The sequence below is a fragment of the Paenibacillus sp. AK002 genome, from assembly GCF_053903045.1.
The window spans coordinates 6,494,662-6,519,727 of sequence record NZ_CP096377.1; the positions used below are offsets into that span (position 1 = coordinate 6,494,662).

Annotated in this window: 19 protein-coding genes; 10 read left to right on the forward strand and 9 right to left on the reverse strand. The window is 54.3% G+C overall.

Translation table 11 applies throughout. The features are described 5' to 3' along the window. Positions 1–57: 57 nt before the first annotated feature. Positions 58–1,170: a type 2 isopentenyl-diphosphate Delta-isomerase gene (gene fni, locus M1D70_RS29365; protein WP_456290514.1), complete on the reverse strand. Its 1,113-nt coding sequence runs from the start codon at positions 1,168–1,170 to the stop codon at positions 58–60. Between the two features lie 414 nt (positions 1,171–1,584). Here fni and M1D70_RS29370 point away from each other — a divergent pair, with 414 nt between their 5' ends. Beyond that, on the forward strand, positions 1,585–3,024 hold the full coding sequence (locus M1D70_RS29370; RefSeq protein WP_456288612.1) for a phospholipase D family protein: 1,440 nt from the start codon (positions 1,585–1,587) through the stop codon (positions 3,022–3,024). A gap of 69 nt (positions 3,025–3,093) precedes the next feature. Here the strand turns inward: M1D70_RS29370 and cls are convergent, their stop codons facing one another. After that, entirely contained in the window at positions 3,094–4,596 is a 1,503-nt protein-coding gene (cls, locus tag M1D70_RS29375) for a cardiolipin synthase (RefSeq protein ID WP_009594550.1), read from the reverse strand. A 199-nt stretch (positions 4,597–4,795) separates the two neighbouring features. Between cls and M1D70_RS29380 the strand changes: the two genes are divergently transcribed. From M1D70_RS29380 to M1D70_RS29400, 5 genes are all read left to right on the forward strand, one after another. Next, positions 4,796–5,392 (forward strand): TetR/AcrR family transcriptional regulator, encoded by a 597-nt coding sequence (locus M1D70_RS29380; RefSeq protein ID WP_009594503.1) that lies wholly within the window; start codon positions 4,796–4,798, stop codon positions 5,390–5,392. A gap of 97 nt (positions 5,393–5,489) precedes the next feature. Continuing rightward, entirely contained in the window at positions 5,490–5,831 is a 342-nt protein-coding gene (locus tag M1D70_RS29385) for a DMT family transporter (protein WP_009594491.1), read from the forward strand. Beyond that, on the forward strand, positions 5,831–6,145 hold the full coding sequence (locus M1D70_RS29390; RefSeq protein ID WP_009594524.1) for a DMT family transporter: 315 nt from the start codon (positions 5,831–5,833) through the stop codon (positions 6,143–6,145). The genes M1D70_RS29385 and M1D70_RS29390 overlap by 1 nt, the downstream gene beginning before the upstream one ends. Before the next feature lie 151 nt (positions 6,146–6,296). Next, a complete protein-coding gene (locus M1D70_RS29395) occupies positions 6,297–7,250 on the forward strand; it encodes a TetR/AcrR family transcriptional regulator (RefSeq protein WP_009594494.1) in 954 nt (317 codons plus the stop codon). A 27-nt stretch (positions 7,251–7,277) separates the two neighbouring features. Next, entirely contained in the window at positions 7,278–10,505 is a 3,228-nt protein-coding gene (locus tag M1D70_RS29400; protein WP_456288613.1) for an efflux RND transporter permease subunit, read from the forward strand. A 90-nt stretch (positions 10,506–10,595) separates the two neighbouring features. On the opposite strand, the gene M1D70_RS29405 is transcribed toward M1D70_RS29400, so the two are convergent. Beyond that, positions 10,596–11,273 carry a TorD/DmsD family molecular chaperone gene (locus M1D70_RS29405; RefSeq protein WP_456288614.1) on the reverse strand — a complete coding sequence of 226 codons (678 nt, stop codon included), beginning with the start codon at positions 11,271–11,273 and terminating at the stop codon, positions 10,596–10,598. Positions 11,274–11,616: 343 nt separating this feature from the next. On the opposite strand from M1D70_RS29405, the gene moaA reads away from it, so the two are divergent. Beyond that, positions 11,617–12,621, forward strand: coding sequence for a GTP 3',8-cyclase MoaA (moaA, locus tag M1D70_RS29410; protein WP_456288615.1), 1,005 nt, complete (start codon positions 11,617–11,619; stop codon positions 12,619–12,621). A gap of 125 nt (positions 12,622–12,746) precedes the next feature. Here the strand turns inward: moaA and mobA are convergent, their stop codons facing one another. Beyond that, positions 12,747–13,391 carry a molybdenum cofactor guanylyltransferase gene (gene mobA / locus M1D70_RS29415; protein WP_456288616.1) on the reverse strand — a complete coding sequence of 215 codons (645 nt, stop codon included), beginning with the start codon at positions 13,389–13,391 and terminating at the stop codon, positions 12,747–12,749. 188 nt (positions 13,392–13,579) lie between these two features. Here mobA and M1D70_RS29420 point away from each other — a divergent pair, with 188 nt between their 5' ends. Further along, on the forward strand, positions 13,580–14,815 hold the full coding sequence (locus tag M1D70_RS29420) for an MFS transporter (RefSeq protein WP_036673498.1): 1,236 nt from the start codon (positions 13,580–13,582) through the stop codon (positions 14,813–14,815). Positions 14,816–14,979: 164 nt separating this feature from the next. Here the strand turns inward: M1D70_RS29420 and M1D70_RS29425 are convergent, their stop codons facing one another. Further along, entirely contained in the window at positions 14,980–16,698 is a 1,719-nt protein-coding gene (locus tag M1D70_RS29425; RefSeq protein WP_456288617.1) for a glutamine--tRNA ligase/YqeY domain fusion protein, read from the reverse strand. Positions 16,699–16,974: 276 nt separating this feature from the next. Between M1D70_RS29425 and M1D70_RS29430 the strand changes: the two genes are divergently transcribed. Beyond that, complete coding sequence (locus M1D70_RS29430; protein ID WP_009594520.1) at positions 16,975–17,229, forward strand: DUF2164 domain-containing protein; 255 nt, start codon at positions 16,975–16,977, stop codon at positions 17,227–17,229. Positions 17,230–17,277: 48 nt separating this feature from the next. After that, positions 17,278–17,826: a GNAT family N-acetyltransferase gene (locus tag M1D70_RS29435; protein ID WP_009594522.1), complete on the forward strand. Its 549-nt coding sequence runs from the start codon at positions 17,278–17,280 to the stop codon at positions 17,824–17,826. Positions 17,827–17,984: 158 nt separating this feature from the next. Here the strand turns inward: M1D70_RS29435 and M1D70_RS29440 are convergent, their stop codons facing one another. The 4 genes from M1D70_RS29440 to bglX all read right to left on the reverse strand — a co-directional run bounded on the left by M1D70_RS29440 (position 17,985) and on the right by bglX (position 25,036). Continuing rightward, a complete protein-coding gene (locus M1D70_RS29440) occupies positions 17,985–18,644 on the reverse strand; it encodes an MOSC domain-containing protein (RefSeq protein WP_456288618.1) in 660 nt (219 codons plus the stop codon). A gap of 227 nt (positions 18,645–18,871) precedes the next feature. Continuing rightward, a complete protein-coding gene (locus M1D70_RS29445) occupies positions 18,872–19,369 on the reverse strand; it encodes a GNAT family N-acetyltransferase (RefSeq protein ID WP_009594544.1) in 498 nt (165 codons plus the stop codon). An 82-nt stretch (positions 19,370–19,451) separates the two neighbouring features. Then, positions 19,452–22,829, reverse strand: coding sequence for a GH36-type glycosyl hydrolase domain-containing protein (locus tag M1D70_RS29450; protein WP_456288619.1), 3,378 nt, complete (start codon positions 22,827–22,829; stop codon positions 19,452–19,454). A 41-nt stretch (positions 22,830–22,870) separates the two neighbouring features. Further along, positions 22,871–25,036, reverse strand: coding sequence for a beta-glucosidase BglX (gene bglX / locus M1D70_RS29455; protein ID WP_456288620.1), 2,166 nt, complete (start codon positions 25,034–25,036; stop codon positions 22,871–22,873). Between the last annotated feature and the right edge of the window lie 30 nt (positions 25,037–25,066).

Consider the following 25,066-nt stretch of genomic DNA (forward strand, 5'->3'; position numbering starts at 1 on the left):
TTCAACACGAATATACTGCCATCGTCGAGCCCCGGTTCTGGCGGTATTCTCCCCTGTTTAGGCACGAATCAGCCGCCTGGTGGACTTCAGGGCTTCGATATTCCCCGCGCCGATGCCGAACATGGCCGTCCGCAGCTCCAACTCCACCTGAGCAAGCCGCTGATCGAGCGCTTCAACCGAATCGACCGCCGAGCCCAGGAGTCCGCGGCCAAAGCCTGCCAGATCGGCGCCCAGAGCAAGCGCTTTGGCCGCATCGACGCCACTTTGCAGCCCGCCGCTTCCGATCAGCGCACAGTCCGGCGCGGCTTCGCGCACCTCCGCGATGCAGTCCGCGGTAGGATTGCCCCACCCGGCAAAAGCCTCGGCCGCGGCGCGGCGAACCGGATCCGGGCTGCGGAATTTCTCGACCTGGCTCCACGAGGTGCCGCCCGCACCGGCCACATCGATGAACGCCGCCCCGATGTCCAGCAGAGACCGCGCCGTTTCGCCGTCGATTCCCCAGCCCACTTCTTTAATCCCGACCGGTATCGAAAGCGTGCGGCACAAATCCTCGATACGCCCCAGCAGACGGCCGAACCGGGTGTTCCCTTCTGGCTGAAACACCTCTTGCAGCCCGTTTAGATGGAGAACCAGCATATCCGCACCCGCGATATCCACCGCCCGCTGACAATCGTCAAGGCCAAAGCCATAGTTCAGCTGCACCGCTCCTAGGTTGGCGATCACCGGCACGCTCGGCGCGCTCTCGCGCACGCGGAATGTCGATGCAAGCTCCTCCTTCTCCACCGCAGCCCGCACGGAGCCGACACCAAGCGCCCAGCCGCGCCGTTCCGCCGCTTCCGCAAGACGCATATTGATCTCTCCGGTGGCCTTGCTTCCACCGGTCATGGAGCTGATCAAAAATGGCGTGCGTACGGAAAAATCAAGAAACGTCGTGTCCAGCTTAATCTCTCCAAAGTCGATCTCCGGCAGTGCGGCGTGACGAAAACGGTAACGTTCAAAGCCGGTGGTTACCCCCACGGAGCCCACTTCTTCGTCCAGGCATAATCGAACATGCTCGATCTTCCGCTCGCCGGTGGGCACTTCCGGCATCAGTCTGCCCCCAAATCTTCCTGATCCTCCGCCTGAAACGGTTGCAGGTTTGCCCGCAGTCTGTTCATGTTCTGAGTTCATTCCGTGCCTCCTTATCCGATTCACTCATCCTTAATAAAGCCGTATCTAAAGCATATCATTGACGTCGCAGGTTGTCCCAGCTGCATGATATGTACATCCTTTGACAATTTTAATACCGATGTTCTCACGATCTCACGTATGTTCGAAACCCAGCAACCTTCCCAAATAGCATTCTGCCCCGGCTTCCCGGGATCATCCCCAAACGCGGTGCTTGCCGAATTGCAATAACTGGAGTGCGTCAGGGCAGCACTTTCATGTTAATTAACGTTATACGACCTACGAATAGAAAAGATAGGAGGATGGGTGATCTTGGACTTCCGCCATTTGTTCCTTAACCGCAATTCAACTAAACCACTTGCACCGGGTCCAGGCACGCAGCCCCTGCCAGAAAACCCTCATGCCAAAAGCTCACGAATGCGAAAAACAATATTCATGGGTCTTGTCCTTCTCATGCTATGGCTTATCGGCGTAATGATCTATCAGACTCATAAACCTCTTCCGAATGGAATCTCCTATGAAAGTCCAGTCTACCAAAGCGACGTGAGGATGTGGATCGACCTGACCTATCCCGGACCGGACGGCCAGCCTGTCCACGATCAAGAAATCGGACCGCGCATCGGCCAAATTATCGACGAATCGCGAAAATTCCTGGTGATCGATATGTTTCTGTTCAACGGATATGCCCATAAGGACCAAACATTCCCGAAAGTCAGCGAAGAGCTTGCCCGTCGCCTGGTTACCCATAAGAAGAACCATCCCGATATGGATATATTCTTTATCACCGACGAAGTGAATACCGGATACGGCTCCTATACGCCGCCGGAGCTCGAGTCCATGAAGGCAGCAGGCATTCATGTGATTGTAACCGATGTCGACCGGCTGCGGGACTCCACGCCCGCTTATTCCGCCGTATGGCGCACGTTCATTCAGTGGTTCGGCCAGTCCGGCAAAGGCACGCTCCCCAATCTGATGGCAACCGAAGCACCCGATATTACCGTTCGCTCCTATTTGAAGCTGCTGAATGTGAAAGCCAATCACCGCAAAGTCGTGATCAGCGAGAATACCGCGCTGGTGACTTCGGCCAACATGCACGACGCCAGCGCCTTCCACTCGAACATCGCCTTCGAAACGAGCGGGGACATCATCGGCGATATGCTTGCGGCGGAGCAAGCCGCCGTTAACCTTACAAGCCCGATCAAGCTGCCGGAATACGAGCCCGGCTCCAAGCCGGCGGTGCAGCCTTCGGGTCAACCCAACGGCGTCGATGTTCGTTATTTGACGGAAGGAAAAATCTATAAATATGTGCTGAAGGGCATTGAGCAGTCGCAGCCCGGGGACACGCTTTGGATGGGGATGTTCTACCTGGCCGACAGTAAAGTCATGGAACGGCTTCTGCAAGCCTCGGACCGAGGCGTTGATATCCGTCTCATTCTGGATCCGAACCAGAACGCCTTCGGCCGGGACAAAATCGGCATCCCCAACCGTCCGGCTGCAGCCGAGCTCATCCAGAAATCCCAAGGAAAAATATCCATTCGCTGGTACAACACCGGCACCGAACAGTACCATACCAAGCTCATGTACATTGCCAAACCGACAGGCAAATCGATTATTACCGGCGGGTCGACCAATTTCACCCAGCGGAATCTGGACGATCTGAATTTGGAGAACAATCTGTGGATCGCTGCCCCTCAGAATCATCCGCTCACCCGGGATTTGGACCGTTACTTTCATCGGATATGGTTCAACGAAGATGCCCAGTTCAGTCTGGACGTCGAAGCTTACTTGGGAAAAACCACATGGATGAAGGACATCCTGTTTAAATTGCAAAAAAGCTTGGGTTTCACTACCTTTTAAAATTCTTACAAAGCTAGATGGAACGAACGGGCTTAGGGATATGGCCGGTCCCGGCTTCTTCCGCTGCGTTTACAACAGGGGGGACATCAGCCGGGCAGCGGATTCAAGCAGCCGTGTCATGATTCTCTTTTTGCGGGTATGATGGCGGTCGTACACGATGGCGGATTCCAGGTCATGCTCGAAATCGGATACCAGCTTGCTTACGCTGTCCGTGTGTACGAGCAATGCATTGACTTCAAAATTAAGATGGAAGCTCCGCATGTCCATATTGGCCGTGCCGATGGTGGCCACCTCGCCATCGACGATCAGCAGCTTGGAGTGCATGAACCCTTTTTCGTACTCATAGACCCTTACCCCAACATCCAGCAGGGCCGGGAAATAGGAATGGGACGCGAGGAAGGGCAGCCACTTGTCCGGCTTTGACGGAAACAGAATACGCACGTCAAGACCCGATAAGGCGGCAACCCTAAGCGCGGTAAGAATGTCCTCATCCGGTATAAAATAAGGCGTAGCCAGCCACACCGACTTACGAGCCGACACAATCATGGAGAAAAAAATGTTCTTGAGGGCTCTTCGTTCATTATCCGGACCGCTTGCGATAATCTGTACGGCGCCGCTGCGGTTCTCCAGCAAATCCGGGGAGTAATAGATCGGCTCGTTCGGCTGCTCCCCCGTCATATACTGCCAATCCTGCAAAAATACAACCTGAAGCGTACGGACAGCTTCCCCCCGGACAAGCATATGGGTGTCGCGCCAGAAACCGAATGCTTTGCTGCGGCTTAAATACTCGTCTCCCACATTCAAGCCGCCAACGAACCCGACGCTGCCGTCGATCACGACGATTTTGCGATGATTGCGGTAATTCACGCGGCTCGTGAAGAAGATCGTCTTGGGACTGCCGAACACGGCCACCTGCACGCCCGCATCCCGCATCTCCTGCAGGAAGGAAGGCGGAAGCTGCAGGCTGCCGACGGCGTCTACCATAAATCGCACGGCAATCCCTTGCCTCGCCTTCCGTATCAAAATTTCCTGGATCTGCGTTCCGATCGCATCCGGGCGGTAAATGTAATATTCCATATGAATATGGTGCGCCGCTTGCTCCAGCTCCGCAATCAATGCCGCAAAGGTCTCTTCCCCATCGGTCAGCACCTTCGTGTCGCTTGAGAACGATATCGGCGTGCGCGCAAGCCGGGTGGACAGCTGTAGCAGCTGCTGCACTTCCGGCTTGAAGCAGGAGACGTCGGGGGTGTTCTTGCGCAGGACCTCGCTGGTGTATACCAGGCCGTCCTTCCTCGCCTTTTTATCGTATTTTCTCCGTTTGAAATAGTTCTGTCCGAACAAAAAATAAAAAACGAGCCCGACGATGGGGACAAGCGCCAGCAGCAGAATCCAGGCCATTGTGCTGGAAGGATGGCGATTCTCCATAAAAATCATGAATCCGATGGATACGACGGTCAGCGTAGAGAATATCCCGATAACCGTGCCTGTCATCTTCCCGAAATAATGCATGCCAAAATAATAAAACGCGAACAATAGCGCGGTGATCAGTACAGCCTCTATTCCCTTTCTCATATCGGTTTACCCCTTGTTCTTCATCGTTTCTGTCTTTGTATGCACGATGCTGGTCACACCATATTCTACATGATCTCCCCCAGGAACTAAAGACTGTTCTCCTTGGGCCGGCAAGGGCTCAATGCACCAAAAAAAGATTGACAATGCTGACGCCATTTGTTAGAAATATAACTAACGATCGTTAGTTAGGGGGAATTTTATGAGTGCCGCCGACATTAAACAGTCTGCTCTTGCCCACTTTGCCAAAAACGGTTACGAAGGGGCATCGCTAAAACATATCGCCGACGATTGCGGTATCAAGAAACCGTCGATATACGCCCATTTTTCGAGTAAGAAGGATTTGTTTCTGCAAGTGCTCCAGGACGTATTCCATCGTCAGGAGGAAATGATGGTAGCCTATTTCCTTGACCATTCCGATTGGCCCCTGGAGCAACAGCTGCACGGATTTCTTGAGAATCGTCTCCAAGCTTACCAAATGGATGACGAGGTCCAGTTCTTCATGCGGATGGCCTTCTTCCCGCCTAGCACGCTGTATGACGAAGTGATGGCGATGGTGTATCCGCTGCTGGATCAACAGGAGCAGAACCTGTCGAAGCTGCTTGCCGCGGGCTGCCCGGAGCAGGGTCGCATCATCCGTCATCCGCGCAATGCGGCGATAGCCTTTATGACCTTGGTGGACGGAATCCATCTGGAAACCGTATACGGCGGGGAAGAGCGGGCCTTGAGACGCCTTGCAGCTGCTTGGCCTGTGTATTGGTTAGGGGTAACGAAGCAAAGATATAACCACAAGAGTTAAATCCTGATGGAATGACGCATCATAAGCAGGAAGTTAAAGTGGAAAGAATTTGTAATGTAAGGTTACCGTTCTTTTCGTAAAAGGAGTGACAAACATAATGAATCGCAACTGGGGTTATGTGCTGCTGGCTGGATTGGTTGAAATCATATGGGTGATGGGGTTGAAGCATTCCGCCAACATCTGGGAATGGCTTGGAACCTTGGCCGCCATCGCAGCGAGCTTCTATCTTATTATCGAGGCGGCCAAACGGCTTCCGGTCGGAACCGTATATGCCGTCTTTACGGGAATCGGCACCGCCGGGACGGTCGCGTCCGAGATGCTGTTCTTCGGAGAGCCGTTCAAACTGGTCAAGGTGCTTCTGATCTGCGTGCTGCTTGCCGGCGTCATCGGCCTTAAGCTTGTTACGGCTGATCACGCCGAACCGGAGGTGAATAAATAATGGCTTGGATTGCGCTTATATTTGCCGGATTATTCGAAATCGGCGGCGTCATCGGCATCAAAGGCGTGTCGGATCGCAAAGGCTGGCGTTATGTACTGATTTTGGCCTTATCCTTCGCCGCCAGCTTCTCCCTCCTCTCCTACGCCATGACCGAGCTGCCCATGGGGACCGCTTATGCGATCTGGACGGGTATCGGAACGGCCGGCGGGGCCTTGACCGGCATGTTTCTGTTCGGGGAGCCCAAGGAATGGCGGAGAGTGCTGTTTATCGCCATGATCCTGTGTTCGGCCGTGGGCCTGAAATTGATCAGCTAATTTTTTTTAAGAAAAATCGCAAGTTTTCAGAACCTAATGAAAAGGACGACCGTAGTAAAGTTGAAACGGTCGTTCTTTTTCATATATAATATTTCTTGACCTCATGGTCAATCCAAGAACCGATAAGTTCTCAAGCGAGGTGAGCTATTGATTGGCTGATAAAACGGCAGAAAAACGACAGCAAATTCTCATCACTGCGATGCAGCTGTTTTCCGCGAAGGGCTCTTCGGTTACCTCCATGCAGGAAATCGCCGAAGTATGCGGGATGTCGAAAGGCAGCCTCTATCTTCATTTCAAGTCCAAAGAGGAACTGGAAAAGAGCATTTACGAGCATATCGCAGGCCGGATTAAAGACGAGATTCTCCGGGTCGACCACGATCCGCTGCTTGCGCCAAAGGAACAGCTGCGTAAGCAGACGGAAGTGTTACTGATCCATTTTCTGGAGATCCGGGAATTTCTCCTGAAGCAGTTCCATGATCAGATGCCGGGAAAACCGCCTTTTGACAAGGAAAATATGCGGCAGGAGATGCTCGCTGCATTGCAGTGGTTTAACAATAAGCTTAAAACCATTTATGGACCGGACGTAGAGCCTTATACGATGGAGATTGGCATGTTCTTGGCCAGCATGCTGGGTTCGTATATCCGCTTTCTGTTCATGCCGGGATTTCATTTGAATGTGGGGATCACGGCAGATCACCAGATCCAGCTGCTCGATGATATCGTCGCCAGCATTCTTCGCAGACGGCCGGAGCCGCTGATCCCGATGGAGGCGATTGGCCAACTGGGACAATTATGCCAGACGGACGTTCGCAAACAGCGCCATCCGCTGATCGTCATTAAGGCAATGAAAAGCGAGCTGAAGAAGAGTCAGGCCGAGCCGGAGGATCGGGAGGATGCAATGGAGTCCCTCAATATTATGGAGAAAGAGCTGCTTGGCCTCCAGCCCAGCCGGGCCGTTCTGAAAGGAATGCTTGCTAACTTGGAGGGGATCGAGGAAATCGAAGCATTGTATACCGAGCTCAAAGGCACCATTTCGACTGTGCTTGAAAGCTATCTTACGCCCGGCGGCATGATGCAGGGGAATTCGTTCAAATTAGAGACATAGAGTTTGGAGAGGAGAGAGAATCGCCTAATGAAAGGAATTATCAATTTCTCGCTGCGCAACAAGTTTGCGATCTGGCTGCTGACCATCATCGTCAGCTTCGGTGGATTGTACGGCGGACTGACGATGAAGCAAGAAACCATTCCGGATATTAACGTTCCGTTCTTGAGTGTCACCGCCATCTATCCTGGTGCATCTCCCGAAGGCGTTGTGGAGGATGTAACCAAACCGCTCGAGACGAGACTCCGCAATATCGACGGCGTCAAAACCGTAACCTCCACTTCCATGGAGAATGCAGCGAATGTCATGGTTGAGTTTGATTATGGTAGTGATCTGGACAACGCTACGGCGGCTGTTCGCGAAGCCATCAACGAGGTAAAGCTGCCTGACGACGCCCAGAAACCTACCATATCCAAATTCAGCATGAGCTCCATGCCGGTTGTCTCGTTAAGCATTGCTAACAAGGACAACATGGAATTGGATGAATTGACTCGCATCACGGAGAATGACATCGTTCCCGAGCTGGAGGATTTGGACGGGGTTGCTTCCATCCAGGTAGCCGGTCAATTCGTGAATGAGGTACAGCTTAAGTTTAACCAGGACAAAATGAGCGAGCTTGGCCTGACCGAGGATACCGTCAAAGGTATCGTGCAAGGTTCGGCGCTGTACGCTCCGCTCGGCATGTTCGAGATGGAAAAGTCCCAAAAAGCCGTTGCCGTTGATGGCGGCATCATCGGCATCGACGATCTGAAGAATATCGCCATTCCGGTCATTCCAGGTGGCGGCGGGGCGGATGCGTCTGCCGGCGCCGGTGCTCCGAATGCCGGTGCAGGCCAGCAGCAACAGCCGCCTGGCGATGCTGCAGGGGCCGGTCAGCAAACCGTGCCCGGTGCTGGCGCTGAAGCTGCTGCCGGTGCCGGCGCTGGTGGACAAAATGGCGCTCCTGGTATGCCAACCGGCATTCCAACCGTCAAACTGAGCGAGATTGCCAACATTGAAGTGATCGGCTCCTCGGAATCCATCTCCCGTACCAACGGGAAGGAATCGATCGGTATTCAAATCGTAAAAGCAAACGATGCCAACACGGTTGACGTCGTAAACCAGGTCAAAGACAAGGCCGAAGAATTGAGAGGCCTGTATCCTGGCATGGATCTGACGATCATGCTGGACCAAGGCAAGCCGATTGAGGACTCTGTCCATACGATGCTTTCCAAGGCATTATTCGGTGCGTTGTTCGCCGTTCTGATCATTATGGTCTTCCTGCGCAACATCCGTTCGACGATTATTTCGATCATTTCGATCCCGCTGTCCTTGCTGATTGCGGTTCTGTGCCTGAAGCAAATGGATATCACCCTGAACATGATGTCGCTCGGCGCCATGACCGTTGCCATCGGCCGGGTTGTCGATGACTCCATCGTGGTTATCGAGAATATTTACCGGCGCATGTCCCTTTCGACCGAGAAATTGAAGGGCCGAGAGCTCATCAGCGCCGCTACGCGCGAAATGTTTGTGCCGATCATGTCCTCCACCATCGTGACCATCGCGGTATTCCTGCCGCTTACATTGGTCAGCGGCATGGTAGGAGAGCTGTTCATGCCGTTTGCATTGACGATGGTCTTTGCCCTGCTTGCTTCCCTGGTCGTGGCGATTACGCTCGTACCTGCCATGGCGCACAGCCTGTTCCGCAAAGGCTTGAAGAACACACATGATCATGAAGAGAAGCCGGGTGCCATGGCCCGCGGCTATCGCTCCATTTTGAAGTGGACCTTGAATCACAAAGCGATTACCTTCCTGGCAGCCATCGTGCTGCTCGTTGGAAGCTTGTTCTTGACCAAGTACCTGGGCGTAAGCTTTATTCCGGAACAGGAAGACAAATACGCGATGGTCACCTATTCACCTGAGCCTGGCGTAATGCTGGAGGATGTTGAGGATCGAGCCTTAAAAGCCGAGAAGCTGATCCTGGATCAACCAGGCGTGCAATCGATGCAATACTCCATCGGCGGAAGCAATCCGCTGGGCATGGGCTCCGCCAATTCAGGATTGTTCTACGTTATGTATGATCCGGACACGAAAAACTTCGAAGATGTCAAAAAGACGCTCATCGAAGATCTTGCCAAGGAAGTGCCGGACGGCACTTGGTCCAATATGGACATGGCAGCCGGCGGCTTTGGCGGCAGCCAACTGACGGTGAACGTCTTCGGCGACTCGCTGGAGCAGATCAAGCCGGTGGCCGATCAAATCGCAGAGCTTGCGAACAAGGATACCGCGACGTTTGAAAATGCGGAAACCAGCTTGTCCGAAGCGTTTGAGCAGTACACGCTGGTAGCCGATCAAGAGAAGCTCAGCTCACTGGGCCTGACGGCCGGACAGTTGGCCATGAAGCTGGCCCCGGTACGGGAACGTCCGGTCTTGACCGAAGTCAAGATCGAAGACAAAACCTACAATGTTTACATTGAAGCAGACAGCAAAACCTATAAGAGCATTAAGGAAATCGAGAACGAAACCGTGACCTCCCCGCTTGGCATCGAAGTACCGATCAAGGATGTGGCCAAGGTGGAAAAAGGAACCACTCCGGATTCCATTACGCGCATCGACGGTAAAATGGTTGTGAGTGTCACAGCCGACATCCTGTCCAGCGACGTAGGCTCGGCTTCGACCAACCTGGAGGCCGAAGTGAACAAGCTTGAGCTTCCAGACGGCGTGTCCGTCCAATTCGGAGGCGTCACCGAGCAAATTAACGAAACCTTCGGACAGCTCGGGCTCGCCATGCTGGCGGCCATCGCTATCGTATACTTTGTACTCGTGGTTACGTTTGGCGGGGGACTCGCTCCATTCGCCATCCTGTTCTCGCTGCCGTTCATTGTCATCGGCGCTATCATAGGCCTGCTCGTCACGGGCGAAACACTGAACGTGTCTGCACTGATGGGCGTGCTCATGCTGATCGGTATCGTTGTGACGAACGCGATCGTGTTGATCGACCGCGTGATCCATATGGAACGCGAAGGAATGAGCACTCGCGAAGCACTGCTCGAAGCCGGCGCTACCCGACTTCGTCCGATTCTGATGACGGCACTGGCAACCATCGGCGCGCTCCTGCCTCTCGTATTCGGCTGGGAGAGCAGCGCAGGCATTATCTCGAAAGGACTCGGCATCACGGTTATCGGCGGCTTGATCAGTTCCACGCTGCTGACGCTCGTGGTTGTACCGATCGTATACGAGTTCCTGATGAAGTTCAGCAAGAAAAGAATCGAGGATTAATTAGAACACCAAACGCAAACGCCCCGGCCTTCCTAATACAAGGAGGCCGGGGCGTTGTTTGTGTTTGGTGATGATGATATGATTCTGGCGCTAATGCACCAGCATGGCTTCCTTGGAATGCTTCCAGGTCTTCAGCATGTTCAGATCCTGCGCGAGGAATTCCTCCAACAGGCTGAATAACGACCGGTATAGCGGGCTTTGCGTGGACCCCTTCAGATCCTTGCAGAGGGATGGCACCCATGACAACAGATGCTCCTTCAGAAATTTCTCTTGTACCTCCATTAATTGCAACATGCTATCTTCACAATACGTATTGTTCAGCATACGGTCATGAAGCAGCGTCATAAATTCCAGTTCAATGGCTATATGATCGTCCGCTTCGCCATGCAGTTTATTAAAGGCAACACCGGCGGATGCATAACACTCGGCCAAATCCTGAGCGCATCCATCCTTCGTATAATGGGATTCCGCGGCCTGGCGAGGTTTGGACTGCTGAAGCAGCCGACGGTATTCCGCCCCCTCATATTCGCAAATCCGAACCAATTCCTCAGGCGAGCGTCCGCATAAATATTTCATCAGGTCCGTACCGGCCTTCGAACACTCCGCAGCCTTGCTAATTCCGCTCCCGCGGCTCCATTCCGCAATCATAGACAAGCTGGGCCAATTGCCCAAAAAATCAATCAGCAGCTCGTATACCGTCCCCCGGTTTTCAAGCCACCTGTGACAGACGTCAGGCACCTCCAAAGTTTGAACAGGTGATATCGCCATATCGAACCTCCTATTGGTAACCTTTCTTGTTGGATGTGATATCCTTGACAGTATATCTTAGATGAACGTCTAATGAAAGCAGTTTGAAATGATTTCCGAAAATTTCGGAAAAATCAGGAAACTTTCGGAAATCTAGAATGTCACTACTCGCTTTCAAGGGGAGAAAGCTTTGGTCCACAGGTTCAATATACAGGATTTAGAAAGCGTTTTCTGTGATACTTCTCACAAATCCTTGAACTTATCCGTGCGGCTTGTCCGGCTGACATGACCCTTACAACGCATTGACTCCTGTTCGGGGAATGGCTACAATGTGACCATGCACGCTAGTAAAAGGGGGATTTCCATGATCGAACCGCTTAAAGATTCCTTCGGTCGTGTCCATGATTATATTCGAATCTCGGTGACGGATCGGTGCAATCTTCGTTGTGTATATTGTATGCCGGAAGAAGGGATGGAATTCCAACCTCACGATCAAATAATGAGCTATGAAGAGATCGCCGCGATCATGCGCGTTCTGGCCCCCATGGGCGTCTCCAAAGTACGCCTTACCGGCGGCGAGCCGCTTGTGCGCAAGGATCTGGAAACCTTGGTCCATAAGATTGCTTCCATTGAAGGAGTTCAAGATATATCCCTCACCACCAACGGGATCATGCTCCCATCCAAGGCCCGCCTGCTGAAGGAAGCGGGACTCACCCGCATCAACATCAGCCTGGATTCGCTCCAGGAAGAGCGTTACGCTCGCATCACGCGCGGCGGCCGGGTGCATAAAGTGCTGGAAGGCATTGAAGCCGCTTATGAAGCCGGCCTGAATCCGATCAAGCTGAACATGGTGTTAATGAAGGGCTTCAATGAGGACGAGATTCGCGACTTTATCGCCCTGACGCTTGATCGTCCCCTTCATGTCCGCTTTATTGAATACATGCCGATCGGCCAAGCATCCGATACCTGGCGGGATTCGTACCTGCCGCTGACCCGGGTATCCGAAGTGTGCCAAGAGGCCGGCTGGGCCATTCAAGAAGAGCAGGGCCCTTCCGGCAACGGTCCTTCGCGCAATATGAAGGTGGTTGGAGCAACGGGAACGTTCGGTTTGATCCATCCGGTCAGCGATCATTTCTGCGATTCCTGCAACCGGCTCAGGCTGACGGCCGACGGCCATATCAAGGCCTGCCTGTATTGGTCGGACGAATTTAACGTGCGCCGCGTCATCGATGACCCTTCGGCGGTGGCGAACCTGTTCCGCAAAGCGCTCGGCACCAAGCCGCTGAATCATGAAATGGCGCTCGCGCTGGAGAAAAAGGCCCAAAGCCATACTCCTACAGTCCGGCGCATGTCGCAGATCGGCGGATGAGCTTCTGCTCCGCGCATGAGAGCAGAAGCAGCATAACCAAAGCAAACTGCCTTTTATATACTAGAAAGCCCCGCCAAGTATTCGAATGGCGGGGCTATTTTTATAGGATGCGTGCAGGGGATCGATCATTCTTCCGTATTCAGCAGACCGCCTGCGGCCTCGTAATCCACGGGCGTATTCATGTTAAATAAGATTCGGCGCGGATCAAGGCTAGTCACCTCCGCTAATTCCTCCTCATTCGCAAAGACGGCATTCAGCTCCTGCACCCACTCCACCATGCGGAGCTGCCCCCGGATCAGCCTGCGCTCAAGGCTTTCCGCGACCTCTCTGCGATACGCTGCCAGCAGCGGATGCATCCTACCTTCCACGACCGGGATTATAGCATCGGCCGTGTCCTGCATATTCGCCAGATCCAGCAGTCCCTGAAGAAACCGCTCGTGGATGTAAGGCATATCGCAAGCTGCGACCAGATTCCACGTGCTCCGGGAAGACCTCAGGGCGGCGTGGAGGCCCGCCATCGGACCTTGTCCGACATAAAGATCGGGGACGCATTCCAAGCCGAGGAATTGATAAGGTCCCGGGTCATTGGTAGACAGGATCACCCGTCCGCTGACTTTGTCCAGCGCGTGGACCGTCCGTTCAATCAGACTCATCCCCTCCATGGGCAGCAGCGCCTTGTTTTTCCCCATTCTCCGGGAGGCTCCTCCAGCAAGGGCGATGCCCGTCACTTGACCCGATGGCAGACGAACATCTTGGGATTGAATGCTCATATGCTCCACCAGCCTTTCTTCAAGTTATAAAAAATCGGATTCAGTTTATAGGTTAATATCCAGAATAATGGAAAATCATTTAAAAGATGGTTTGTATCCCTTTTCAATGCGTGATACATTGAAAGGAAAGCGGCTTTTTTCTTATACCGCGATTATGGATTGTATTCGGTTTGAAAGGAATGACCTACTTGCGGAATATGGACAATGCTCAACCTTCGCTGACATCGCTCAAGCTGTTCAACTTCTTCATTTACGGAACCATGGTCATCTTCACCGGTTTCTTCCAGTTGTATTTGCAAGATATCGGCATGAGCAAAATCGAAATCGGCAGCCTGATGGCGATTGCGCCATTTGTGTCCATCTTCGCCAATCCGTTTTGGGGATTCTGGAGTGACCGGGCGGCCAACATCAAACGCGTGCTGCTGATCATGATGACCGGTACGCTGCTGCTGGTTCAGCTTGTTTTTCAGGCGAATACCTATGCAATGATATACATGACGATGATTTTCTTTTATTTTTTCCAGACGCCGATGTTCTCGCAGACGAATTCGCTGATTCTGACCTATATTGATGGAACCCAGCAAAAGTTCGGCTCGTTCCGGCTGTGGGGCTCGCTCGGATGGGCGCTGACGGCCATCGCTGCCGGGCCTGTCATCGACCGGCTCGGGTCGGGACGCATCGCCATCGTGTTCTCGATCATGCTGCTGGTGGCGGCCGTGTTCATGTTTACGCTGCCCTCCATTCAGAAAACGGCGGCCTCGGCATCGGTCAGCCTCAGGGGACTCAGCAGGCTGTTCCTGAATTCCTATTTTGTCTGGTTCATCCTGTTAGGCATCATGGTATCCATCCCGAACACGGCGAATAATACTTTTATGTCCCTGTACATTCTGGAGCTTGGCGGGTCCAAGCAGACGGTCGGCCTCGCCATCTTCTTCTCATCGATATTCGAAGTGCTGATCTTCATTCTGTTTGACCGCTTCCTGAAGCGGAAAATCAACGTCCTGGTCGGCTGCCTGACGATTGTCAGCCTGCTCTTCGCGCTCCGCTGGCTGCTTATGGCCGAAGCCAACAGCCCGCTGGAGGTCGCCTTCATCCAGCTGCTGCACTGCGTTACCTTCGGCGGCTACTTCTATGTCGGCGTTCAGCTGACGATGCTGTTTGTTCCGACGCCGTACCGCGCCTCCGGCCAAGCGATCTATACCTTAAGCTGGAGCGGCATATCCGGTGTCATCGGCGGCCTTGCCGGCGGCTGGATGTTCCAGAACTTCGGGGCGCAGGCCATGTACCGGACCGGTACGATGCTCGCCATCGTGGGTGCCATCGGCTTTGGCTGGATGTGGTACAACCTCCGCAAGCACGGATACCAGCCGCTGCACCCGGACGACCCCGAAGACGACGAGATCGAGGAGTACGCTGCGAGTTAGCGCGCAGTTAGCTCCCGTACGATTTCAATTACAAGATGGTATCACCGTAAATATAACAAGACTCGAATGAATCCTGGAACGGAATCTTCGAGTCTTGTTTACGTTTAGGGGCCAGGTCGACCTGATCACCGTCTACCCGTGCCCTTTCTTATTCTCTGTCTTGTTCAGTTCTTCGGAAGCTGGAACGAGCTCTTCAGGGAAACCACGCGGTTAAATACCGGACGTCCTGGCTGCGAATACTTCGAGTCGACGTTGAAATATCCGTGGCGGAAGAACTGGAACTTGTCCTGCGGCGCAACATCCTTCATATTCGGCTCTACGAAGCCTTGCACGATTTGCAGCGAATTCGGATTGATGTCGTCCAAGAAGGACTTCTCGGCAGCAGCCTCCTCCGCTTCGCCTGCAACCTCGGGTACCAATTCCGCTTCTTCGTCTTCGTCCTTGAACAGCGGCTCGAACAGACGGAATTCGGCAGGCACGGCCTGCGTAGCCTCCACCCAGTGAATCGTCCCTTTCACCTTGCGTCCGGTAAAGCCGCTGCCGCTCTTCGTCTCCGGATCGTACGTGCAGTGAATCTCGACGACCTTGCCGTTCTCGTCTTTGATCACGTCAGTGCACTTGATGAAATACGCATGCTTCAACCGGACCTCATTGCCCGGGAACAAGCGGAAATATTTGCTCGGCGGATCTTCCATGAAATCCTCTTGCTCGATGTAAATCTCGCGCGAGAACGGAATCTGGCGGATTCCCATCTCCGGGTTCTCCGTGTTGTTCTCGGCGTCCAGCCATTCGACCTGACCTTCAGGATAGTTCGTAATGACCACCTTCAGCGGGTCCAGCACGGCCATCGTGCGAGGCGCCTTCAGCTTCAGGTCTTCACGGATAAAGTGCTCCATCACTTGGCGGTCGACCGTGCCGTAAGCCTTCGAGATTCCCGTCTCGAACACGAAATTACGAATGGCTTCCGGCGTATAGCCCAGACGGCGAAGTCCGGAGATCGTCGGCATGCGCGGATCGTCCCAGCCGTCTACGATGTTCTCATCCACGAGCTGCTTCAGCTTGCGTTTGCTGGTGACCGTCTGCGCCACGTTCAGACGCCCGAATTCGTACTGACGCGGCGTGCTGTCCATCTCGCATTCCGCCACGACCCAATCATAGAACGGGCGCTGATCTTCAAACTCCAGGGAGCACAGGGAATGCGTAACCCCTTCAATGGCATCCTCCAGCGGATGGGCAAAAGCATACATCGGATAGATGCACCACTTGTCGCCTGTATTGTGATGATGCGCGTGGGAGATCCGGTAGATGACCGGATCCCGCAGATTGATATTCGGGGAAGCCATATCGATCTTGGCGCGCAGCACGCGTTCACCGTTGGCGAATTCCCCTTTGCGCATCCGCTCGAACAGATCCAGGTTCTCTTCCACGCTGCGGTCCCGGTATGGACTGTTCTGTCCAGGTTCGGTCAAGGTTCCGCGCGTTTCGCGGATTTGGTCAGCGGACTGGTCGTCCACGTAAGCCTTCCCTTTCTTAATCAGCAGCACCGCGCGGTTGTACATCTCTTCAAAATAATCGGACGCGAACCGCAGCTCTTCCCAATCGAAGCCAAGCCACTTCACGTCTTCCTTGATGGAGTTCACGAACTCGATGTCTTCCTTCACCGGGTTCGTGTCATCAAACCGCAAGTGTGTCCGTCCGCCGAATTCATCGGCCAGCGTAAAATTGATCCAAATGGCCTTGGCATGTCCAATATGCAGGTAACCGTTCGGCTCCGGCGGGAAACGGGTAACGATCTCCTTGACTTTACCGGACTTCAGGTCTTCGGTAATAACATTCTTTATGAAATTGGAGGGGGTGCCCCGATGGTTCTCCACGTTGATCAACCTTTCGTCCTGTAATTTCTGTCTATCTCCTGTATAAACGTGTTTCTCTTAAATATACCTGTAATGACGCGATTGTTCAAGGAATTCGGCACCCCCGCGCAGTTAGCCCGCGACTTGGGACAGGGGGGCCGGGAGGCAATAACTACAAGTCCTCAACCTGCTTGCAGAGGTTCCTCCCTTAGCCGGATATAGCGGCAAAAATCATTTTGACGGGGGCTTTTTAATAAGGTAGCATGGAGAGAAAAACAGTGTTTGAAGGAGGCCGGCCATCATCTTATGAAGCCCAGCAAATTCCCAAAAGAACAGCGCGAACAGCTGATTGAATTGGTGCAGGAATACTTTGAAACGGAACGCGGCGAAACCCTCGGAAATCTGGCCGCAGAGAGTGTTCTTGATTTTTTCGTGGAGACCTTGGGGCCTCATCTATACAACCAAGCGCTCAGCGATTGCAGAACGGTTGTCAGCCAGCGCATGATTTCCCTGGAAGAAGATATTTACGCATTGGAGCAAAAAGTGAAGCGAACTCGTTAGAGGTACATATACTTAATACTTCGCGATGGAGAACAAAGGAGATACCGTATGTTTGGATACACATTGGACGATCATGTTGAATTGCGCCCGCTTGCCATCGAACATGCACGGGCGATGTTCGAGATTACCGACCGGTCGCGCGACCGTCTCCGCAAGTGGCTTCCGTGGGTGGATGCCGTCACCGAGGTTAACGATACCCTCAACTATATCAAGGGTGCCATGAAGCAAGCAGCCGACAATGGCGGCTTCTCGGCGGGCATCTGGGTGCGCGAGGAGCTGGCGGGCACGATCTCGTTTCACGAGATCGATTGGAACAACCGCTCGGTCGGCATCGGCTACTGGCTGGATCAGCATTTTACGGGGCAAGGCCTGATGACAAGCGCATGCCGCGCGTTCACGGATCACGCACTGATGCGCATGGGCCTGAACCGGGTGGAGATTCGATGCGCAACGGCTAACCATCGGAGCCGGGCGATTCCGGAACGTCTGGGCTTTGTCCTTGAGGGGGTCATACGGGAAGCTGAGAAGCTGCCCCAAGGCTATGTCAACCATGCGGTTTACGGCATGATTCAGAGCGAATGGAAGCGGATGAGGTAGCGCACACGGATCGGCTTCGACGGTACTGGCAATTTCTATCATCCCAATAAAAAACGGCTTGTATCCTACGAAAAGGACGCAAGCCGTTTTGGTTGTCCGTATGTGTTCTAGAACGCGGGCTGACCTTAGCTTAGAGCTTGGCAAGAATCCGCGTGACTTCAATCCTGACGGCTTCGAAGGGTCGCCAGCCATGTCCCGAATTGCGACTTCAAGCTTGAGGCGAGTTCGTCGATCTCCAGCATGCGCATAAGCCCTTGTTCATCCTTTCGCCCGTCCTTCATCATGCGAAGCACTTCCAGCACCGCGATGCCGGAAGCATGGGAATGAAGCCGGGTAACGGGGGAGTCTGCGCTGACCTTTCCTTCTTCGAGCACGCGGAAATAAAAACCGCTGTAACCCGTGTTCAGCACCCTTGCCGGCATGTCTTTGACGCCATGCTTTTGCGACAGCTTAAAGCAGGGATATCGGGGCTGGCTGACCTGCAGTACCGCCTCCCCTACCCGGTATACATCTCCGATGCAGACTTCATCCTCCAGCAGCCCTCGCAGCGTCAGATTTTCGCCGAATGCGGCATACGGCATCGGTTTGCCCAAGGACCGTTCCCAATACGGATAATGCTCCGAAGGATACGCGCACACCGCCTTATCCAAGCCGCCGTGATTGACGAGATCGGCTTGCCCGTCCCCTTCGAAATTCAATGAACTTAGAAACAAGGAGCCTTCCACAGGCTGCTTATAAATTCCGGTAGACAGGTCCTTCCCCTGGTAATCCACCGTTACAGGCTTTCCCACATTCAGCGATACAATGCCCATGGTCATGGAAAAACAACCTCCGCTATCTTTCTTTTCATCTACTATATGCAATCGGGCATGCCCTTGTCCAGAAGCCGTTTCAGTGGGAGGACCCCAAAAACAAAAAGGCCAACCAGAAGTCTCTGGTTGACCTAATCATACGAACAGCCCGGCAAAGCCGCCCGGACTGTTCAACCCTATGATCTCATCTCTTTCGCATCCGTGAACCGGACCAGGGCGATATCCTGAGGGGATCATGATAAGAAGTAACACATTAAAATATCATCAACGTAACGTCCATCCACGTAGAACTCCCGAATCAGCCGCCCCTCTTCCTTAAACCCGCAGTTTCTGTAAAAGGAGAGAGCGCCCGGATTGCTGGACAGCACCCGCAGCCTCAGCTTCGCAATGCCTTCCACCCGCGCCATATCCTTCGCCGCCTCGATCAACCGCTGTCCGATGCCCTGCCGCTGATGGGCAGGGTGGACCGCGATGTTCAGCTCGAGCACATGGCGATTGCTGTTAAGGCCCGTAGGCGAACGGAAGCCGACGTAACCGCACAGCTCCCCTTCATGCAGCGCAACAAGCTGCGTGCCTGGCGGGCACTGCAGAAGATAATGGTCCCGTGAGCTCCATTTCAGGGGCTCCGGGGCCGTATTGCGATCCCATACCAGTTCGTCGAGTTCCATAAGCGCAGCGGCATCCTTCATTTCCGAGAAACGGATGGTCACTGTCTCTTGACGGGTATTCATCGACATCCCTCGCTTCGATAACCATTCCCTATATTATAACAGACCGGTTCGGTTCCTGCAGACGAGTTTCACGGGTTGCGATTTACTGTTCATGAACGCCGCCGTAAATATCCACGACGCAGCCTTGTTCGTCATTTCCGGTCAACCGCTTGAAATCGTCGCCCGAGATGCGAACGCCTCCCGAGCGGTAGCGGTTCTGGACCGTATTCGCGGATACATCCTGCCCGTTTATCGTGACACGGGTCTGCTCAGCGCCATCCATATGATAAACGAATGTTACCGGAACGCCGGCATAGTTGAATTGGAACTCCAAGCCATCCAGCGCCTTCGGCAGAACCGGGTCGATCACCAGGTCGCCTCCCGCTTCGCGGATGCCGAGCGCATTGGAGATCAGCTGGTTCATGTAGATCCCCGGACCGCTGGAATAAATCCGCCATCCCCCTTTGACAGGTATGTCTCCGCTGCGCAGCGCATCAAACGATTCCTGGGCTTCGTAGCGCGTATTGAACTTTCCGTCCGAGCTGCTGAAATATGCATTGCTCTGGCGCAGCTCCGCATTCGGCACCACTTCAGTGATGCCGATCGGATTGATGCGCTCAAGCCCGCTCCAAACCTCGCTGCTCTTGCCGAGCTTGGCCATGGCTTCGACAAAGCGGATATGGGCATGCACATATTGAAGGCCAACCTCCCGGCCGAAATTCGCCGCCTGCTCCGCCCGCTTAAAGTGGGTGCTGACGCCGCCGGCATATACCGCCGGGCGGTTCATCAGCCTTACGCCGTCCGGACAGAACAGCTGCTCCCGGATAATCTCATAATGGCTGGCCGCCTGCTCCGGGGTCAGCAGCTCGCTGATCATGCTGCGCGTCATTGGCAGCAGGCGGTACTGGATCCCCGTTTCCTCATCGGAAGGATGCAGCAGGAACCTGCTCTGCTCCTTGCTCTCCATATAGACAAAGCCCGGAATGACTTCGGAGTTCAGGATATACGTATTGAAATCCCGCTGAATTCCTTCCGCGAGTTCCCCCATCGCACCCGACAACGCTTGATCCACGCTTTCCATGACGCGGGAGAACTGGTTCAAGGTCTGATACGTCAAGGCGACCGTCCAGCTGCTGACCATGAACTGCTTCAGCTGGGCGTTAGCCGGCTGCAGCGTATCGTCCCAGTCCCCGTCCCCATAAGAAGACAGATGGGTACCATGTAGGAAATGCTCCTGAATATAGGCTATTTGCTTCTTCACATGTTCAAGCACGGTGTACATCCGCTCCGTAAAATCGAAGCTGTGCTTTCTCGTGTAAGGAACGGCCGACTCCAGGATGCTGTAATCGTTGGTAACGGCCAAATAATCGCCCAGCACCTTCAGCGGCCATACGATGATGTCGCCGTGGCTCTCTTCCTGCTGGATATGGGCATACTTATCAAACATGAACCACTGCGGCCAGTTTCCGTCATCCTCATATTGGTGGGAATACACCTCAAGCAGGATATCGCGGACCTGCTCGTATTTATGCGTGGCCATGAAGTATTCCACGGGTCCCTGGCATACATCGCGCGTTCCCCACGCCGCACCGCCGTACTGTTCCAACCCGTGCGGCACCGAATAATGGACGAGCATGTTGTGCGTATACCACCAGGCAAGCGCATTGACTTTGAATAGGCCGTCATCCTGCCCGTTGTTCAAGCTCAGATGGAACCCGTTCATAACGGACGCGTAAAACGAACGGTAGTTTGCAATCTCCTCATCCGCATTCCGCGCCTCGATTGGAGCATCCGCTGTATCAAGGCTGCCCTGCACCGTCATGGCCCACTCGGCACTCTCGGCGAGCTCGAGCACCGTTAAGGAAGCGCTCCCCGGCGCGACATAGCTTGCCAGACAGGTTTCATCCGTCACCTGCATATCGGCTCCCGTCACCCCAAGCCGATAATGCAGATCCTTGTACACGGACGCGCTCAGCGAAGCCGAATCGGCACGGAACGTGAGGATGCCGTCTTCCTGAACCACATGATAAGGCACTTCATATTCGTTGACATCCATCGTCATCTGCATGGTCACCAGATAACGGTAGGCTCTTCCGCTTTCGGAACAGACCTGAAGCGTAACCTCCGGCGCCGCGGCGGATGTGAAGTTCGTGATGATCAGCTTGTCGTTTTCGGTTTTGTAATACCAGCGTACATAATTAAACCCGATCTCAAACATTGACGGCATCGTTAAGAGGCGGTACTGTCCGTCCATCTCGACATAGATCCGCTGCCCGGAAGTCTTGGGCACGTTCAGCGCGTTCCGCGCATGACTCATCATTTTGTTAAAGTTCGTGTTCCCCGTCACCAGCTGGGAATTAAACACGCCATACATGTAGGAGGTGGTCGTGATGACCGGACTGCCCAGCTTGACGTTGTTGCCGCTCATCAAGATATGGCCATGCGGACGCTCAACGCGAAGCTCCTTCTCCTTCAAGACGATATGCTCATAGGTGTCCGTGAAGAAGGAAAGCAGCGTTTCCCCGTCTCGCTCCTCTTGGCGGCGCACAGGATACAGCGCGTTCAGTTCGTCCGCCGTCAGCGGCACGGTCTGCAGAGGTTCGCCGAAGCGGTCGGAACGTTCCAACTGCGGCAGCTTATTGCCCGTATCGGTCAAACGGCGTGCTTCCGCCTGCTGCCAGGCGGCCTGGAGCTCCTCCTGGTATTCGAGCGCAGTGACGGCATCCGGATGATCCTTCTTAAACAAACCGTAGAATACGAACCGGGCCGTCCCGTTCAACGTTACGCGAGGGGACTGCAGAGCCGTATAGGCAAACTCGTATTGATATACCTCATTCGGGAGGTTCTCTTTGAATAAGGCCTCTGCCCGATTCGTCTCTTTATAGGAAAGACCGAAGAACTGAAAGCCGTCCGTGGCATACCCGACCGCCGATGTCAGCGATCCCTGCTGAAGATAAGGGAAGACGCCACCCTGCGGCTGATTTTGGCGGGAGCACACGACATAACCCCGATCTTCCTGCCGGAATACCGCATGGTCGATGTATTGGGACAGGTACGCTTCATTGTTTCGGACGGCGCCCGGATGGGCAATCCCGATATCCTGCCCGTAAACGACGTCGGCTTGTATTCCTCCCCCTTGGAGCTCGATGTCCCAAAACCACGCGCCGGCATCCGTTGGGGTAAACCGTATCGTATAGGCTACTCCCTTGACGCTGCCTTCCCACATCATCCGGTTATCCGCATGAGTGACCACGCTTCGGGAATGCACCCCGAGCATGGGAACGGCCTCGATGCCGTCTTCGGTATGGATTCTCAGAAACAAATTGTTGAGGGCGCCGTCAATCGGATTGGAGAGCAGTTGATTGATCATCGTCGTGCCGTAAGCAGCTTGATAAAGATCCCCGCTTGGCAAAAAGGTAAACGTCAATTCTCCAGCCTGGAGTACAACCTTCGCATCGTTCATTACATGATTGGCTGTCACAAGTTTCACTTCCTATTCTGCATAAATGATGTTGGTCCGCGTTATTTCCGAAGCCGAAATCGTCTGATCTCCGTATCCCGGCTATTCCTTCCGACCATGAGGTCGAACTCGCCGGCATCGCTCGTGAAGGACAGGTCCGAATGGTGATACCGCAGCTGTTCTTCGGTCAGGGAAAAGGCGATTTCCTGCCGTTCTCCCGGCTGCAGCAGCACCTTGCGGAAGGCCTTCAGTTCCCGGACCGGTCTGACGACCTCGCCGGAACAGTCGCGGACGTACAGCTGGACGACTTCTTCCCCGGCCATATCGCCGGCATTCGTGACAGATACTTTGATCTCAAGCGGCTGTTCCGAAGACATCTCTTCCGCTGAAAGCTCCATGTTTCCGTATTCGAATTCGGTATAGCTTAGGCCGAATCCAAAGGGCAGCAGCGGCTCATTCGGAATGTCCAAATACTGCGATACATAGCGCACCTGCGCATCCGGCGCACCCTTCGGCCGCCCGGTATTATAATGGTTGTAATAGACCGGCACCTGTCCGACGGAATAAGGGAACGACATGCTGAGACGGCCGGAAGGATTGATCTCGCCAGTCAGCAGCGAAGCGATGGCCGCCCCGCCTTCGCTTCCCGGGAACCAGGCTTCCAGCACGGCATCGGCCTCATCCAGCACGCCGTGCAAATCCAGCGGGCGGCCGTTGAACAAGACGGCTGCCATCGGCTTCCCCAGCGTTTTCAAATGGCGGATCAATTCGAGCTGCGGCTGCGGCAGCGTGATAAACCCGCGGCTGCCGGCTTCGCCGCTCATCTCGGAATCCTCGCCCAGCGCCAGTACGATCACATCGGCTTCCTTCGCGGTTTTCATCGCCTCTTCCAGCTGCTGACCGGTCATAGCGCTCACGCTGCAGCCCGCGGCCACCGTCAGCGCGCCGGAAGGCAGCTTGGACCGCAGTCCCTCCTCCAGCGTGACGGCATCTTCTTTAGAGCCTGTCCAGGACCAGGGGCCGAGTATGTCGCCGCTGGCAGCGAACGGGCCGATCAAGGCTACGCGCTGCCCGCCTCTGAGCGGCAGCAGGGAGTCGTTCTTCAGGAGCACGCAGGATTTCGCCGCGGCTTCACGGGCCGCCTGACGGTGCTCCTCGCAGAACACGATCTCCCGTTCGGTTTGCGGGTCGGCTCCCCGCACAGGACGCTCGAACAGTCCAAGCCGCTTTTTCAATGACAGAATACGCAGCACCGCTTCATCGATCAGGCTCTCATCCACCCGTCCATCGCGTACCATTTGCGGCAAATGATGCACGTAGCTGGAGGTCATCATCTCGATGTCCACGCCAGCCTCGATGGCTCTTAACGCTGCTTCTGCCTCGTCCTCGGCAACTCCGTGAGGGATCAGCTCTTTGACCGCTCCCCAGTCGGAAATCAACACACCGTCAAATCCCCATTCGCGACGCAGCAAATCGCGCATCAATCGCTTATTGCCTGTAGCCGGTATGCCATCGACGGTATTAAAGGCGGTCATGACCATCAAGGCCCCCTCATCCAGCGCGGCCTTGTACGCAGGCAAGTAATACTCCCGGAGCTGGCGCTCGGACATGTCCACCGTGTTGTAATCACGGCCGCCTTCACCGGCTCCATAGGCGGCAAAGTGCTTCACGCACGCGGCCAGCCGATTTACGTCGCCGCTCAAGTCGTCGCCTTGAAAACCTCTGACAAACGCTCTTGCAAATTCACTGTTCAGATAGGGATCTTCCCCGGTCGACTCCATCACGCGTCCCCAGCGCGGATCGCGCACCAGGTCCACCATCGGCGCAAATGTCACGTGGAGGCCGGATACCGCGGCTTCGCGCGCGGCGATTTCTGCGCTCCGCTCCGCAAGGACAGGGTCCCACGAGCTTCCCATGGCCAGCGGCACCGGGAAGATCGTTTTGAAGCCGTGTACGATATCGGCCATCATGAGCAGCGGAATTTTTAATCGATTTTTGCGCATATGCGCTTCTTGGACGGCTATCACTTCCTCCGCCCCCGCCAAGCCCAGTACCGAGCCTGCATTGCTTACGATCTCATCGGTGATGCCCAGCGACTCCATCGGACCCGTAATTTGCCCTGATTCTTGAGCTCCTTCGAAAAAAGGGACGGCCAGTTGTATAAGCTGCGCAATTTTTTCCTCCAGCGTCATCTGCTCGACCAGAGAAGTCAGTTGTTGATCTGCCATTTCCCATCCTCCTATGTCTTAACCTTTACG